13 protein-coding genes and 1 tRNA gene are annotated in these 14,953 nt (G+C 62.7%); 1 reads left to right on the top strand and 13 read right to left on the bottom strand.

The annotated features are described in order from the left end of the window. Nucleotides 1-115: 115 nt before the first annotated feature. Together EET67_RS03630 and EET67_RS03625 are read right to left on the bottom strand one after the other, a co-directional pair. The gene (locus tag EET67_RS03630) at nucleotides 116-955 is read right to left on the bottom strand and encodes a universal stress protein (protein WP_128624852.1); all 840 of its coding nucleotides are present in this window, start codon (nucleotides 953-955) and stop codon (nucleotides 116-118) included. A gap of 78 nt (nucleotides 956-1,033) precedes the next feature. Beyond that, nucleotides 1,034-1,774 carry a competence/damage-inducible protein A gene (locus EET67_RS03625; RefSeq protein WP_128624851.1) on the bottom strand — a complete coding sequence of 247 codons (741 nt, stop codon included), beginning with the start codon at nucleotides 1,772-1,774 and terminating at the stop codon, nucleotides 1,034-1,036. Nucleotides 1,775-1,958: 184 nt separating this feature from the next. Between EET67_RS03625 and wrbA the strand changes: the two genes are divergently transcribed. Continuing rightward, complete coding sequence (gene wrbA, locus EET67_RS03620) at nucleotides 1,959-2,558, top strand: NAD(P)H:quinone oxidoreductase type IV (protein WP_128624850.1); 600 nt, start codon at nucleotides 1,959-1,961, stop codon at nucleotides 2,556-2,558. A gap of 62 nt (nucleotides 2,559-2,620) precedes the next feature. Here the strand turns inward: wrbA and EET67_RS03615 are convergent, their stop codons facing one another. The 11 genes from EET67_RS03615 to EET67_RS03565 all read right to left on the bottom strand — a co-directional run bounded on the left by EET67_RS03615 (nucleotide 2,621) and on the right by EET67_RS03565 (nucleotide 14,906). Further along, nucleotides 2,621-3,727: an NADH:flavin oxidoreductase/NADH oxidase gene (locus EET67_RS03615; RefSeq protein ID WP_128624849.1), complete on the bottom strand. Its 1,107-nt coding sequence runs from the start codon at nucleotides 3,725-3,727 to the stop codon at nucleotides 2,621-2,623. Nucleotides 3,728-3,979: 252 nt separating this feature from the next. Then, complete coding sequence (locus EET67_RS03610) at nucleotides 3,980-4,399, bottom strand: universal stress protein (RefSeq protein ID WP_128624848.1); 420 nt, start codon at nucleotides 4,397-4,399, stop codon at nucleotides 3,980-3,982. A 402-nt stretch (nucleotides 4,400-4,801) separates the two neighbouring features. Continuing rightward, entirely contained in the window at nucleotides 4,802-5,149 is a 348-nt protein-coding gene (locus tag EET67_RS03605; protein WP_128624847.1) for a hypothetical protein, read from the bottom strand. 335 nt (nucleotides 5,150-5,484) lie between these two features. Beyond that, nucleotides 5,485-5,570 (bottom strand) — tRNA-Leu (locus EET67_RS03600). Nucleotides 5,571-5,619: 49 nt separating this feature from the next. Further along, the gene (locus tag EET67_RS03595) at nucleotides 5,620-7,128 is read right to left on the bottom strand and encodes a tripartite tricarboxylate transporter permease (protein ID WP_128624846.1); all 1,509 of its coding nucleotides are present in this window, start codon (nucleotides 7,126-7,128) and stop codon (nucleotides 5,620-5,622) included. 10 nt (nucleotides 7,129-7,138) lie between these two features. Continuing rightward, nucleotides 7,139-7,600, bottom strand: coding sequence for a tripartite tricarboxylate transporter TctB family protein (locus EET67_RS03590; RefSeq protein ID WP_128624845.1), 462 nt, complete (start codon nucleotides 7,598-7,600; stop codon nucleotides 7,139-7,141). Between the two features lie 97 nt (nucleotides 7,601-7,697). Beyond that, complete coding sequence (locus tag EET67_RS03585) at nucleotides 7,698-8,675, bottom strand: tripartite tricarboxylate transporter substrate-binding protein (RefSeq protein ID WP_128624844.1); 978 nt, start codon at nucleotides 8,673-8,675, stop codon at nucleotides 7,698-7,700. Nucleotides 8,676-8,903: 228 nt separating this feature from the next. Beyond that, nucleotides 8,904-10,247, bottom strand: a complete 1,344-nt coding sequence (locus tag EET67_RS03580; RefSeq protein WP_128624843.1) for a sigma-54-dependent transcriptional regulator — start codon at nucleotides 10,245-10,247, stop codon at nucleotides 8,904-8,906. Beyond that, the gene (locus tag EET67_RS03575; RefSeq protein WP_128624842.1) at nucleotides 10,244-12,091 is read right to left on the bottom strand and encodes a sensor histidine kinase; all 1,848 of its coding nucleotides are present in this window, start codon (nucleotides 12,089-12,091) and stop codon (nucleotides 10,244-10,246) included. Before EET67_RS03575 ends, EET67_RS03580 begins: the two co-directional genes overlap by 4 nt. 86 nt (nucleotides 12,092-12,177) lie before the next feature. After that, nucleotides 12,178-13,356 carry an alpha/beta hydrolase gene (locus tag EET67_RS03570; RefSeq protein WP_128624841.1) on the bottom strand — a complete coding sequence of 393 codons (1,179 nt, stop codon included), beginning with the start codon at nucleotides 13,354-13,356 and terminating at the stop codon, nucleotides 12,178-12,180. Nucleotides 13,357-13,448: 92 nt separating this feature from the next. Beyond that, complete coding sequence (locus EET67_RS03565; RefSeq protein ID WP_128624840.1) at nucleotides 13,449-14,906, bottom strand: TrkH family potassium uptake protein; 1,458 nt, start codon at nucleotides 14,904-14,906, stop codon at nucleotides 13,449-13,451. Nucleotides 14,907-14,953: the final 47 nt, after the last annotated feature.

Here is a 14,953-nt window from a genome sequence, read left to right as displayed (position 1 = left end):
CCTCAAGATTGCGCTTCAACAGCCGCAATCCTTCAAAACAGAAGCCTCAACCGCAAACCGACCTGCCAAATGCCGCGTCAGCGGCTTCGTTCAATCCCGTTTATGGGTACGTGACCTAGCGCGAGATGAAGGTCGCGATCGGCATCGACTGGAGCACTGTGCGGGTGACGCCGCCGAACAGGAGCTGGCGCAGCCATGAGTGGCTGTAGGCGCCCAGCACGAGCAGGTCCGCCCCGGTGGCGGCGATCTGCTCCTGCAGCACCTGGTCGATGGAGCGCCCGCTTGAGGCCTTTCCGGTCACGGTGACCCGTGCGCCATGCCGGGCAAGGGCCGCCGCAATCTCGGCGCCGGAGGCTTCCATATTCTGGTCCAGATCGTCCGGCGGATCGATGACGAAGATTTCGGTATGGTCGGCCCTGGTGATCATGGGCAGGGCATCGAATGCGGCGCGGGCGGCCTCGCGGCTGCCGTTCCAGGCAACGACGACACGGCGATAGCTGCTGTGGGAGGGGCCGGCATGCGGCACGACCAGCACCGGGCGGCCGGATTCGAACAAAAGCGCATCGATATCGGCCGTAGCGGTCGGCTCCGCGTCCGGGTCGCGCTGCGCGGCGATGACGAGATCGGCGCAACGCGCGCTGGCGATGCCCGAATGCGCGCTGTCGCCGGAATAGCATTCATGGCTGCGCCACTCGAACGGCCGGCCGGCAGTATTCATCCGGCTTGAAAACAGGGCAGCGAGGCTTTTTGCGCGTTCCTTGTTGGCTTCGGACGCCACCTGGATGAATTCCGTATCGGGAAAGCCGACTGCCGACGTATAGGCGACCGGCAGGGCCTCGGCGTGGACGCCGATCACGTGACTGTTGAAACGCTCCGCAAAGGAAATGGCGCAATCCAGAACCCGCTCGGCATCATCATGGCTCTGGATGATGGCAACGATCGTCTTGAACGGCATGGAAGCCTCCCTGATACCACGTCTATCCACAGGCAGAACATTATCACAAGCCGCTTTGTTCCGCACGGATGTCCGTGGTCAGGGCGTCGGGGCAAGGCCCTCGACCATGGCCGCCACCTCGGCGCGCGCGGCCTCCAGCGCCTGGGGCGAGCGGGCGCGCACCACCAGTTCGGTCGAGAACTTGCCGTCCAGATATTGCGGGTAGGAGCCGATGATGGTGTCGGGGTGACGCTTCTGGATTTCCGCCAGCGGCCCGCCGATCGTGCCCTCGCCGACGGGGCAATGCACCGTCACCGACAGCAGCTTTGCGCCGGTCTTCAGCGTCGGCACCACATTGTCGAGCATGGCCTGGAAAATCGAGGGGACGCCGGCCATGACATGGACATTGCCGATGCGGAAGCCGGGTGCGAGCGAGACCGGATTGACGATATGGCTGGCGCCGCGCGGCATGCGCGCCATGCGCTTGCGTGCCTCGGTAAACTCCATGCCGCGCGCGGCATAGCTTGCCTCCATCATCGCATAGGCCTGCGCATCATATTCGCAAGGCACGCCGAAAGCCTTCGAGACCGAATCGGCAGTAATATCGTCATGGGTGGGGCCGATGCCGCCGGTGGTGAAGACATAGGTGTAGCGCGCCCGTAGCGCATTGACCGCTGCGACGATCTCGTCCTCCTCGTCGGGTACGATGCGCACTTCCTTAAGGTCGATGCCGATCGCGGTCATGATGTCGGCGAGATGGCCGATATTGCGGTCCTTGGTGCGGCCCGAAAGGATTTCGTCGCCGATGATGATCATTGCGGCGGTGACGATATCGGCCATGGGGCGCTCCGAAAATTTGGGACAGAGGTGAGATAGCCCGATGCCGCGCTGCCGGCAATGGTGCGCAAATGGTGAACGATCTGTCGGCTATTTCGCCATATCCATTGAACGAAGCCGCCATTAAATGATTGGCACAAGGCGAGCGTGAGGCCCGCACCCGATTTTCAACCAACGGAGATGCATGATGACGAAGGTACTGGTGCTTTACTATTCGAGTTGGGGTCACATGGAGCAGATGGCGAAGGCCGCTGCCGAAGGCGTGCGCGAAGCCCGCGCCGACGTGACCATCAAGCGGGTTCCTGAACTGGTCCCGGAAGCGGTTGCCAAGGCCGCCCATTACAAGCTCGACCAAGAAGCGCCGATTGCCGATCCGGCAGAGCTGGAGAATTATGACGCGATCATCATCGCCACCGCGACGCGCTTTGGCACCATGGCCTCGCAGATGAAGAACTTCCTCGACCAGACCGGCCCGCTCTGGGCAAAGGGCGCGCTGCTCAACAAGGTCGGCTCGGTGATGGTTTCGACCGCGACCCAGCATGGCGGTGCTGAGCTTGCGCTCATCAACGCGCAGATCCACCTGCAGCATCACGGCATGATCATCGTGCCACTGTCCTATGCCTATCAGGGCCAGATGGGCAATGATGTGGTGCGCGGTGGTGCTCCCTACGGCATGACGACCACCTCGGACGGCGACGGTTCGCGCCAGCCTTCGGCGCAGGAACTGGAGGGTGCGCGCTTCCAGGGCAAGCGCGTGGCCGAGATCGCGATCCGCCTGCGCGGCTGATCTCTCGGATAAGAACGTTTGGCGGGCGGTTCCAAACGGAGCCGCCCGTTTTCTTTTGTGCTTCAGCCGGCGGCCGGAGCAGCCCAGCGCTGCATGAAGGGAACGGCGCGTGCAAGCTGTGGGGCAGGGTGGAACTCCACCCCGAGGGTGGCTGCAGCACGCCACGGCCAGCGCGGATCGGCAATGACAGCGCGGGCGACCGCAACCATGTCGGCCTTGCCTTCGGCAATGATCGCCTCGGCCTGGTGCGGGTCGTCGATCATGCCGACCGCGCGGGTGGCGATGCCGGCACCCTCGCGTATGGCTGTCGCCAGATGGACCTGGTAGCCGGGGCCGCCCGGAATCTTCTGCAGCGGCGAGTTGCCACCGCTCGAACAGCAGATATAGGCGGCACCCGCCGCCTTGTAGGCTTTGGCGACCTCGATACCTTCCTCGACCGTGAAGCCGCCCTCGACCCAATCGGTAACCGACATGCGTGCGCCGAGCATCAGGCCCGGCGCGGCCTTGGCGACAGCCTTGGCCACCTCGATCGGAAAGCGCATGCGGTTTTCCAGCGAGCCGCCCCAACGGTCGGTGCGCTTGTTGGAGAGCGGCGACAGGAACTGGTGCAGCAAATAGCCATGCGCCGAATGCAGTTCGATGAAATCGAAGCCGGCGCGGGCCGCGCGCTTGGCGGCCTCGGCAAAGCTTGCGATGACATGAGCGATGCCGTCCTCGTCCAGCGCCTGCGGCGTCTGCCAGCCTTCAGCGAAGGCGATGGCCGAGGCCGACACGATCGGCCAGGGGTCTTCATTGGCCTGAAGTGCGGTTCCGCCTTCCCATGGGCGCCGGTTCGAGGCCTTGCGCCCGGCATGGGCAAGCTGAGTGCCGAATTTGGTGCCGGGCAGGGCAACGCGCCGCGCCGCGTCGAGCACCCGCCGTGCGGCGGCCTCGTTGTGGTCGGAATAAAGGCCGAGGCAGCCATGGGTGATGCGTCCGCGCCGCTCGACATCGGTCATCTCGACCGTGACCATGCCGGCGCCGGACATGCCAAGGTTCATCCAGTGCTGCAGATGCCAGTCGGTGGCTGAGCCGTCATCGGCGGAATATTGGCACATCGGCGCAATTGCGATGCGGTTGGGGAGTTCAAGCGAACCAAGCGTGATCGGGGTGAAAAGCTGAGAGGTCATGCAAATCTCCGGGAGACAACAGGTCCCCGCTATTTAGAAACCTGAGCGCCGGAATGCCATGAAGCGGCGTGAAAAAGATGCGGCTGGCCCAACGGTCTCCTGGAGCAAAGCCGCAAAGGTTTCCGGCCTGGGATCGAACTGCACATCCTACCGAAGCTGGGCAAGGTTCCTGTGGCCGAACTCGCATAAGGTCGCGATTATTCTTTCCTGAGACGCCCAGAGGGTGGCGATCGGATTGCCCGCTGGGTACGGCTACCGAACGACCAGAACCGGGATAGCCGAATAGTGGGCGACCTCCGATGTCTGGCTGCCCAGCAACAGATGGCTGACGCCGCGGCGACCGTGAGAAGCCATCACGATCAGATCGCAGCCAAGCCTCTGCGCCGTATCTACGATCGCTTCGGCTGGAGAGGCATTCGTCGCGTGAACGACGTGCGCCTGCACGCCCATCTTGAAGGCCACTTTTCTGATGGGCGCCAGAGTGGCGTCGGCATGTTCTTTCTGACCGGCTTCCCAGGCGTCGACAGTTGTGGCGACCTGTAAAGGATATGGCGGGGTCACTGTCAGGGCAGTGACTTTGCTGCCGAGGTGCTTTGCCAGCGTTAGCCCATGATCGACGCCTCGTTGCGCGAGTTCCGAACCGTCGGTCGTCAAGAGAATGTGAGTGTACAAATTCTGCCTCCAGTGCGCGGGTCAAGCACCATCTCAGCATCAAGCAAGAGCAACGTCCATATAGACATAGAGGGCAGCCTGGATGCGGAAGCCGGCTATATCTCGTGTCCGCTGCGTGGGATAAACTTGCCAGTTTCTATTCGTTCAAGAATACCGCGAGCGGTTTCGGCTCGATGGTGCGTCAGCCCAATCAGCGGCCGCCCATCAATGGTTGCCGGCTCCTCCTTGAGGCCATCCCATACCGTCCAAAGATCGTCGGGCTCTTCCACGCACGTATATCTGGGCATTTCGGGTCCCTTTGACCCGAAAAGGAAAACATACATGGGACAGGCCGGCAAGCGCTGCATGCAACCAGTTCAGGACAAGGCAGACTGGTAACGGCCTCACACTCGCCGGAAGGGCTCACATCCCGGGCGTGAGCAATAACTTGGCAAGATCGATCACGATGGCAGAGAACACGCCGGCGCTGGTGAGGATCACTCCGATCGCAAACTTTCGATTGGCCTTTTCGAAGACATTTTTCTTGAGAGATGCCGGCGCTAATAGCCCAATCAGCGCTACGATTTGCCAGACGATGCCGGCGCACAAAAGCAAGACTGGCGGGGCATCGACCAAATTCCACGGTAGCGGGTTGTTCGCCCATTGGCTGAGGAACCCAAGCGAAAACGAAAGCACGATGCCGACGACGGTCAGGGTGCCGTTTCGAAAGAGTGTTTCGATCAACTGTTCATTGTCGTCATTGAGGTTCATTGGCCGGCCACCTCACCTAAAATGTCCAGGCAAGCGGCCCGCAGATAGCAGCACCGGTCGCCCGGTCAGCATATCATCAATCGTTGGAAGCTTTCCATTGCGCGGGATCAGGCAGGGGTACATGGCTGGCGCTTCGGCGTCGGCTTGTCGGAATCGCTAGACCATGATGCCGAAAAGTGTGAAGCGGTTTTCGGACGACATCATGGTCTATCCAATTGATTTTGCCGCATGTGTGCGACGCCAAGTGATTCCACTTGGCTGCAACATGCTCTAAGCCTTGACCTTTCAGCCTGCAACCCGGCCGAAATCAATGCGCCTCGGCCTATAGAGAAAAGTGGTGCGGACGACGGGAATCGAACCCGTACGACCGGAGGTCGAGGGATTTTAAGTCCCTTGCGTCTACCAGTTCCGCCACGTCCGCGATGCCGACACTGGTAATGGAGCCGAGTGGGATTGCAAGAGCGCAAGCGTCAATTCTCTTCGACGAAGACCTCCTCGCGCTTCTTCTTGACGCTGGGCAGGAAGACGACCACCAGCACGGCGAGTGAAATCGCCAGCAGGATGGCGCTGATCGGGCGCGTGAAGAAGGTCGTCGGATCGCCGCGCGAGAGAATCATGGCGCGGCGCAGGTTCTCTTCCAGCAGCGGGCCGAGCACGAAGCCGAGCAGCAGCGGCGCGGGTTCGCAACGCAGCTTCAAGAGCACATAGCCGAGCAGGCCGAAGAAGGCGACCGCATAGAGGTCGTAGACATTGGAGTTGACGCTGTAGACGCCGATCGAGCAGAACGCCATGATGATCGGGAACAGCACGTAATAGGGGATGGTGAGCAGCTTCACCCACAGACCGATCAGCGGCAGGTTGAGCACGATCAGCATCAGATTGCCAATCCACATCGAGGCGATGATGCCCCAGAACAGGGCCGGTTGCTCGGTCGCTACATTCGGGCCGGGCACGATGCCCTGGATGATCATTGCGCCGATCATCAGCGCCATGACCGGATTGGCCGGGATGCCGAGCGTGAGCATCGGGATGAAGGAGGTCTGCGCGCCGGCATTGTTGGCCGATTCCGGGCCGGCCACGCCGGCGATCGCGCCCTTGCCGAATTCCTCCGGATGGTCGGAGACGCGTTTTTCTACCGTATAGGAGGCGAAGGCGGCCAGAATTGCGCCGCCGCCCGGCAGGATGCCCAGCGCCGAGCCGATGGCGGTGCCGCGAATGACGGGGGCGGCCATTCGCTTGAAGTCGTCGCGCGTCGGCATGAGGCCGGTAACCTTGGCCATCAGCACGTCGCGGGCCTTTTCGTTCTCCAGATTGCGCAGGATCTCGGCGATGCCGAAGACGCCGACCGCGACCGCCACGAAGTTCAGCCCGTCGGCATATTCGGTGATGCCAAGCGTGAAGCGCGGCGTGCCGGTGTAGATGTCGGTGCCGACAAGGCCGAGCAATAGCCCAAGCACCACCATGCCGAGCGCCTTGATAATCGAGCCATGCGCCAGCGCGATGGAGGAGACGAGGCCGACCACCATCAGCGAGAAATATTCGGCCGCGCCGAATTTAAGCGCAATCACCGTCAGTGGTGGGGCAAAAAGCGCCACAAGGAAGGTCGAAACGGTGCCGGCGAAGAAAGAGCCGATGGCGGCGACTGCAAGCGCCACGCCCGCGCGCCCCTTGCGGGCCATCTGGTAGCCGTCGATCGCGGTGACGGCCGAGGAGGATTCGCCCGGCATGTTGATAAGGATTGCGGTCGTCGAGCCGCCATATTGCGCGCCGTAATAAATGCCCGACAGCATGATGAGTGCTGAAACCGGGTCGCCGATCTGGAAGGTGATCGGCAACAGCATGGCAATGGTGGCAGTCGCGCCGATGCCGGGGAGAACGCCGATCAGCGTGCCCAGCATGACGCCGATCAGGCAGAACAAGAGGTTCCAGAGGGTCGATGCGGTGGCGAAGCCGAGCGCGAGATTGCTAAACAGATCCATCTGCGTGACCTCAGAAACCGATCCAGGGGCCGAACCGCCGGAAGGGCAGGCCGAGCGCATAGCTGAAGACAATGACGGCAAACAGCGTAAGCCCCGCCGCCAGGAGTAGCGCAACGGATGGCTTCATCTTCTGGCTGGCGAAACCGGCGATCAGCCCGGTGAGGAAGATCGAGGGCACGAAACCCAGGCCGCGCACGGTGAGGCCGAAGAAGATCGGTGCCGGCAGAATGAAGAATATGCCGCGCCAGGCGATGTGCCCGATCGGCTCGCTCTCGACGCGGATGGCGTCGATCAGGATGACCACGCCAAGCACGATGAGGACGAGCGCCAATATCAGCGGAAAATAGCCGGGTCCCATGCGGAACGCGGTTCCGAGTTCGACGCTGAGCGATTGCTGGGCAAAGAACAGGCCAAGGCCGATGAAAAAGGCGGCGCACAGGCCGTTGACCGTATCGATCGAGAAGGACTTCATGGCAATTCCTTCAAGCGGGTGCGCCTGCGGCGCGGAAGAAAGGTTGGTGGCGGAGCGTGCACAGGCATGCATCCGCCACCATTCGTCTTAAGGCAGCTTAGTCGGCGTACTGGCCGGCGGCGTCGATGATCGGCTTCCAGCGGGCGATTTCGCTTTCGACCTTGGCCTTCAGCGCTGCCGGCGTGGCGTCTTCCTGCGAAGACGGCGAGGTGCCGAGTTCGGCAAAGCGGGCGCCGACATTCTCATCCTTCAGCGCCACCTGGAGCGACTTGGAGAGACGGTCGACGATCTCGGCCGGGGTTCCCTTCGGCGCGTAGAGGCCGTGCCAGATTCCGACTTCCATGCCCTCAATGCCGGCTTCGGTTGTGGTCGGCAGGTCGGGCAGAACGTCAAGCCGCTCCGGCGAGGTGACGGCATAGGCCTTGATGGTGCCGGCCTGAATCTGCTTGGTGGTGTTGGTGGTCTGGTCGCACATGATGTCGACCTGGCCGCCGAGCAGATCGGTCATGGCAGGCCCAGTGCCCTTGTAGGGAACGGTGACAAGCGGCGTCTGGATAGCGCTCATGAACAGCATGCCGCAAAGATGCGAGGCGGCACCGATGCCGGCATTGGCGACGGTAACCGTGTCCTTGTTGGCCTTGGCATATTCGACCAGGCCCTTGATGTCGGTCGGTTCCAGGTCCTTGCGGGCGACGATGGTCATCGGCACCTCGGTGACGAGGCCGATATATTCGAACGCATTCAGCGTGTCATAGGCGAGCTTGCGGTAGAGCGTGGCGCTGGTGGCCATGCCGATATGGTGCAGCAACAGAGTGTAGCCGTCCGGTTCGGCGCTGGCGACGCGTCCGGCACCAAGCGTGCCACCGGCACCGCCGACATTTTCCACCAGCACTTGCTGGCCAAGATCCTTCGACATGGCTTCGGCCACCAGCCGTGTAACCGTATCCGTCGGGCCGCCGGCCGAGAACGGCACGACGATGGTGATGGCACGCTCCGGATAGGTCTGCGCTTCGGCAGAAAACGAGGTGAGCGAAAGGGCGGCGACCGCGCCGAGCGCGGCGAAAAGCTTCTTCATGGAATCCTCCCAGGACTTGAATCGGCCATCGGATGCGGAAGGTGTCTCCCGGCACCGTTGATGGATATTACAATAAACGGAGCCTCTTCGCCGCTTCGCAAACTCAAATGGCGGGCAGGCACGGATTTATGAGCCTTGCCGGGTCAAAATGGGTGGAAAAGGGTACATTGGCCGCTACGGGTGGGTGTGATCCCACACATTGGCAAGCCCGAGCCGTGCCGGAAGCGGCTATTCCTGACCCGAGTAGCGCTTGTCGAGGCCGTAACGCTGCATTTTCTCGTAAAGCGTCTTGCGCGAGATTCCGAGCGATTCATAGACCGCCTTCAGGCTGCCGGCATGGGCAAGCAGCGCACCGGAGATCACGCTCTTCTCGAAATCGGCGACGCGGTCGGCAAGCCGTGGCGGACCGTTGTCGGGCGTGGCGTCTTCGTCCGACGACAGGCCAAGGCCGAGCACATAGCGATCCGCGGCGTTGCGCAATTCGCGCACATTTCCCGGCCAGTTCCGATGCGCGATATCGGCAATCACATGCGGCGGCACGTCCACCTCATCGAGACGATAGCGCGCGGCCGCTTCGCGGATGAGCTGGAGGAAAAGCAGCGGCACGTCTTCGCGCCGGGCTGCAAGCGAAGGCAGGCGTAGCGTAATGACATTGAGCCGATAGAGCAGGTCGGCGCGGAAATGGCCGGCCGCCACTTCGGCCTCGAGGTCGCCCTTGCTGGTGGCGATGAAGCGCACGTCGAGCGGGATGGGTTCGTTGGAGCCCAGCCTGGTGATGACGCGCTCCTGGATGACGCGCAGCAGCTTGGCCTGGAGATCGGCGGGCATGGAGCCGATCTCGTCGAGCAGGATGGTGCCGCCGCGGGCGTGTTCGAATTTGCCGAAGCGTGCGCGGATGGCGCCGGCAAATGCGCCGGCCTCGTGGCCGAACAGCTCGCTTTCTATGAGGTTGGCCGGCAGCGCGGCGCAATTGATCGCGACGAACGGCTTGCTGGCGCGCCCGCTGATGTCGTGCAGCGCGCGGGCCGCGACCTCCTTGCCGGTCCCGGTATCGCCGACGATCAGCACATCGGCATCGGTGGCGGCCACCGCGCGAAGGCGATAGCGCAGGTCGATCATGGCCTGGGTGCGGCCGGGAAGACGCGCTTCGATGTCGTCGCGCTTGCCGGCCACCGCGCGCAGCAGGCGGTTTTCCAGAACCAGATTGCGCCGGTCCAGCGCCCGCGCCACCACCGTTGCCAGGTTCTCCGTGGCGAAGGGCTTTTCGATGAAATCATAGGCGCCTTCGCGCATTGCCTTGACCGCCAGTTGCACATCGCCATGCCCGGTGGTGAGGATGACGGGAATATCGGCATCGATTTCATGGATGCGTCCCATCAGCGTCATGCCGTCCATGCCGGGCATGCGGATATCGGTGACGACGATGCCGTTGAAGCCGGGATTGATGAGATCGAGGGCGCGTTCGGCGCTGGCCATGTCGCGCACCGCGAAGCCGGACAGGTCCAGCGACTGCGCGGTCGATCGGCGCAGTTCATCTTCATCCTCGACCAGCAACACGAGCGGCGGCTTCATTCCGCGGCCTCCTGGCTGGCGGCCTCGGCGGCGACGAGCTCGATCGTGAACAGCGCACCGCCCCCGGGATGATTCTCTACCGACAGACTTCCGCCGAAGTCTTTGACAATATTGTAGGAAATAGACAAGCCAAGGCCGAGACCCTTGCCCACACCCTTGGTGGAGAAGAACGGGTCGAAGATGCGCGTGGCAATCGCTTCCGGCACGCCGGGACCGTGGTCGCGTATGGTGATGGTAACCATGTCGCCGTTGCGCCGGGCGCAAAGCTCGATGGTACGGTCCGGCAGGCCCTCGACCGCATCGGCGGCATTGGAGACGATATTGACCAGTACCTGCTGAAGGCGGACGCTGCCGGCATGCACCATCGGCGGCACGTGGCCGAGATCGACGGCAACTGTCGCGCCCGCGGCCTTGAGCCTCCAGGCGACGATTTCGAGCGTGTCGTTGACAACCTCGGCAAGGGCGACCCGACCCAGCTTCTCATTGGGCTTGCGCGCGAAATTGCGCAGATGCCGGCTGATGGCGGCCATGCGGTCGGTCAGCGTTGAGATGCGCGAGACATTGTCGCGGGCCTCGGCGATGCGCTCGCGGTCGATCAGGATCGCGGCATTGTCGGCATAGGTCTTCACTGCCGCCAGGGGCTGGTTGAACTCATGCGAGAGCGCCGCCGACATCTGGCCGAGTGCTGCGAGCTTGCCGGCCTGGATCAGATCGGCCTGGGTCTTGCGCAATTTCTGCTCGGTGGCACGCCGCTCGGTGACTTCCCGTTCCAGCCGGCTGTTGACCGAGGCGAGGTCGGCGGTGCGTTCCTCGACCCGGCGCTCGAGCTCTTCACGGGCGTTGTGCTGCATCTGCATACGCTCGGCAAGCCGTGCGCGCCGCTGGTAGATGATCGCGCCGCCTAGCGTGGCAAGGCTGAGCAGGAGCAGGCCGGCGGCAACGCTGGTGAGCGCCTGCGCCCGGGCCGAACCGGTATCGAGCAGGACGCTGACGGTCCAGCCGGCTTCCGGCATTGGCTCGTCCACGACCAGATATTCGCGGCTGGCATCGCCGGTCGTGATATTCATCAGCCGGTGCGCCTGCTGGAAGCGGCCATATCTGACCGGGAGGTCGTGCAGCGTCGCATTGGCGTAGCGGCGCGACGCCTCGGTTCGCGCCAGCCGTTCCCGCGTCAGCGGCAGGAGGCCGGAATAGAGCCATTCCGGCCGGCCGGTCATGAAGATGATGCCTTCGGGGTCCGAGACGATGATCTCGTATTCGCCGCCTTTCCAGGAGGCTTCGATGGGCTCGATATCGACCTTGAAGACGACGACGCCCCGGATCTCGTTGCCCACCCATACCGGGGCGGAGAAATAATAACCGCGCTTGAGCGATGTCGTGCCGAGCGCGAAGAAGCGCCCAGGCCGGCCCTGGACGGCATCCTGATAATAGGGACGATAGCTGAAGTTCTGCCCGACGAAGCTCAAAGGTGCATCGTAGTTGCTGGCGGCGATGGTTTCGCCGTCCGTCAGCAGCACGTAGATGTCGGATGACTTCAGAAGCTCGTTGATCTCCTTGAGATAGAGATTTGCCTCGGCGCGCAACACGGCGTTGCCGGGATTGTTCACCAATGCCTTGATGTCGTCGTGGTCGGCAATCAGCGCGGGCAGGGGCTCGAAGCGGCTCATATGGCCACGCAGTGCCGCGACCGCCAGCCGAAGCGTGGTCTCGCCGCGTGCCGCCGCCTGGTCGAGATAAGCGCGGGTCGCAAACGAGCCGCCATATACGGCAATGGCGATGGCGAACGTCATCACCAGCAGGCCGAGCCAGAGCACGCGGGTATTTGAGAGTAGTTTCGTCACCATCCCATTGAGGTTCCGGCTGGGCGATGCGGATCAGGTCTCCTACACCGGGCCTGTCCGGCGCACAATCGGGCCGCTGCTAGGGGTCCCTAGTTCCCGCCACCCACCATGACATTGAGCACTTCGAAGGGCGTGGTGATGACGATCTCGGCCGCCGAGGTGATGGTCTGGGTGATGCCGCCCGCCAGTGTGCCGATCCTGTCGCCAACCTGCGGCCGGTTGGCGTCGAATGTGTCGTCCTCGGCCAGTTTTTCGCCGAGCAGGGCAATCAGGGCGGGGTTATCGGCGAATTTGGTGTGGTTGAGCCTGTCGCCGGCGGCGACATTGGTAAGATCGATCACGGTAACGCCCAAGCTGGCAATGTCGGCAGCGTCCTTGTAGCCGCCAAGCCGCGGCTTGTTGCCGGCGATGATGCGCGACAGTTCCAGCGCGCGGTCGTCGCCCGACAGGAACAGGAAGAACGGCTTGTCGGGCTTGCCGTAGCGCTTCATCTGGCTCTTGAAGACGTCGACATCGATGTCGGGGGAGGCAAGCACGACATCGCCAAGCTTGCCATGCAGATCGCGGTCGTTGGTGATGGCGAGCTGGCGCAGCGCCTCCATTGTCGCCCAGGTACCCATTGAATGGGCGATGATGTCGATGCGCTTGGCGCCCGAGCGGGCAACCAGCCGCAGGGTCTGCTCCAGCGCGTCGCGCGCGGCCGTGGCGCTGTTGTTGTCATAGACGTAGTCGGAAAGCCTGCCGCCGGAGGCCCAGGAAAACAGCACCGGCGTTCCGGCATAGTTCGCGTCATGCACGATCTGCGTCAGTCGATAGACGGCGCTGTCGAAGGCCGTGTTGTAGCCATGGACGAAGACCAGCGCGCGACCGCCGCGCGCGGCGATGTCGGCTCGTAGCGACCTGGCAAAGGCATCGCTGCTGTCGAAGGTGGTGATGCCCTCGGCGGTGAAATATTTGGTAGGGTCGGGGCGCTGGCTCTGCTTGCGCCGCTCGATCGCGCCGGCCTTGTGGATGGCGGGTACCGTCATTGCCACCTCGGCGAAGCTCACCGTGGGGGAGCGCTCGCCGGCATAGACCTCGCGTGTATCGGTCGCCTTGGCACGGGTTGTGGCCACGAATATCTGATGCCGCCCGGCGATTGCCTCGGCGGGCGCCTCGACGGTCGAGCCGACAAGCAATTCGCGGGCGTTCTGGCCCGCGCAGCCGGCAAGCATGAGCGCCAGCACCGCAACAATCCCGAGCCTGACGGACAAAGACCGAAACATCATTTTAAACCTGATAGGGCGTGCAGCGCCCCCGGTCCAGCCGTGACGCCGCCGCGGCCCGCTCGATTGTGCCGGCTTGTTGCCGTCCGGAGACTCTACCGCCCCCAGAAGGTGGGCGTGAAAAGCACAAGCACGGAAAGGATTTCAAGTCGCCCCAGGAGCATCGCTGCCGACAGGATCCATTTGGCGGTGTCGGGCAGGGAGGAGAAATTGCCGGCCGGGCCGATTATCGGGCCAAGGCCGGGGCCGACATTGGTAAGCGCGGTGAGCGCCCCGGTCATGGCTGTGACCAGGTCGAGGCCGGTTGCCCCGAGAAGAATGGTGGCGATCGCCCACAATACGATGAAGGACGAGATGAACAGGACCACGGCGCGCTGCATGTCGGCATCGACGGTGCGTTCGCCATAGCGCACAGGCTGGACCGTGCTGGGATAGATCAGGCGGCGCAGGCCGTTGGCCAGCAGTTCGAACAGGATCAGGAACCGGTAGGCCTTGATGCCGCCGGTGGTCGAGCCGGAACAGCCGCCGAGAAAGGTGGCCACGAAGATGCAGGCGACGGCGAAGGGACCCCATTGCGTGTAGTCGTCGCTGGAAAAGCCGGTGGTGGTGATGATCGACATGAAGTTGAACGCCGAATGAGTCAGTGCCTCGAAAAAAGGCACGCCCTGTTCGATGCGCAGATAGATCGCCACCGCTATCGCAAAGACGAGGCAATAGCCGGCAAAGACCCGTATCTGAGGGTCGCGCAAGGCATCGAAACGCCCGCGAATGGCAAACAGGATCATGATGGAGAACGGCAGGCCGCCGATGAACATGAAAATCGTGCCGATCCATAATATGGCAGGTGAATCGGCATAACGGACGAAAGATGTGTCGTGTGTCGACAGACCCCCGGTCGCTAAAGTGGACATGGCGTGATTGACCGCATCGAAGGTGCCCATGCCGGCGGCCGTGTAGCAAATCGCGCAGACAGTTACGAGCGACGTATAGACGCCGATCAGGCTGACGGTGAATGTCTGGAAGCGCTCGAAGGGCCGATCCTCGATGTCGGACGATTCGATCTTGAAGTAGGAAATCCCGCCAATGTTCAGAAAAGGCAGGAGGAACAGGCCAAGTGCGATCACACCAAGCCCGCCCATGAAGTTCAGCAGTGAGCGCCAAAGCAGCAAGCCTGGAGGAGCGGTATCGAGACCATTGATCACGGTCGACCCGGTGGTGGTGATGCCGGAGACGGATTCGAAGAAGGCATCGGCAACACTGAGTTCTAGAGACGAGGCCATGAACGGCACAGCACCCGCAATTGCCAGGGTGAACCACAAGAGGTTGACGAGAAGGAAGCCAAAACGTGTGTTGACCGGGGGCGTATTGCCGCGTGTCGCCAAGGCTATGGCCAGGGCAAGGCCGCCCATGAACAGCGCCGAAAACCCAAAGGCCTGCCAGTCATTGTTGCCGTAGTAAAGATCGGTCGCAGCTGGAATCAGCATGGCGGCGGAGAGGTAGATGGCAAAGACCGCAGCAACGTGGATCGCGGCGCGAATGGCTATTCTATTCACGAAAAGACGAGACCCCTGCTGTCGCGGCCGTGCCGATCCCCTGGACG

The organism is Borborobacter arsenicus (assembly GCF_003934165.1).
Classification (GTDB): Bacteria; Pseudomonadota; Alphaproteobacteria; order Rhizobiales; family Rhizobiaceae; genus Pseudaminobacter; species Pseudaminobacter arsenicus.
The sequence above is the reverse complement of the archived record's forward strand: the minus strand, read 5'-3'. Positions and strand labels throughout refer to the sequence as shown.